The sequence below is a fragment of the Haloferax sp. AB510 genome (genome assembly GCF_024136985.1).
Lineage (GTDB): Archaea > Halobacteriota > Halobacteria > Halobacteriales > Haloferacaceae > Haloferax.
Window position 1 is genome coordinate 1 of the sequence record NZ_JAMYJY010000223.1, and the last position, 807, is coordinate 807.

An 807-nucleotide genomic window follows, 5' to 3' on the forward strand; every position below is an offset into this window, starting at 1 on the left:
TCGTCACCTGCGACGGCTACTACCGCCGCGGCGACCCGCTCGACCACCTCGACAAGGCCAACGAGGGCCTCGACGGCGTCGACCACGGCGTCGATGCCACGGTCGTCGTCGACCGCCTCGGCGACGACGGCTTCGGCCACGACCTGAAAGGCAACCAGCACGACTGGGACGACCTCCTCGATGAGCACGCGGGCGAGCGTATCGACCCCGTCGAGCGCGACGCCGAAGACATGCTGTTCCTGATGTACACCTCGGGGACCACCGGCCAGCCGAAGGGCGTCAAACACACCACCGGTGGGTATCTCTCCTACGCGACGTGGACCTCCCACGCCGTCCTCGACATCGAGAAGGAAGACACCTACTGGTGTTCGGCCGACATCGGCTGGATTACGGGCCACTCCTACATCGTCTACGGCCCGCTGGCGCTCGGGACGACGACGGTAATGTACGAGGGGACGCCCGACTTCCCGAACCGCGACCGCCTGTGGGACATCATCGAGAAGTACGCGGTCGACATCTTCTACACCGCACCGACGGCGATTCGCGCGTTCATGAAGTGGGGTAGCCGATTCCCCGAACAGCACGACCTGTCGAGCCTCCGCCTGCTCGGTACCGTGGGCGAGCCAATCAACCCGCGCGCGTGGAAGTGGTACTACAAGCACATCGGCAACGAGGAGTGTCCGGTCGTGGACACGTGGTGGCAGACCGAGACCGGTGGCATGATGATAACGACCTTACCGGGAATCAAGAAGATGAAACCCGGGTCGGCCGGGCCGCCGCTGCCGGGTATCGACGCCCAAATCGTCG

At 64.9% G+C, this 807-nt stretch carries 1 protein-coding gene; it reads left to right on the forward strand.

Annotated elements, in window-relative coordinates; translation table 11 throughout:
* Positions 1-807: AMP-binding protein (locus tag NKF06_RS20695; RefSeq protein WP_253246470.1), on the forward strand; the 807-nt coding region annotated here is incomplete at both ends.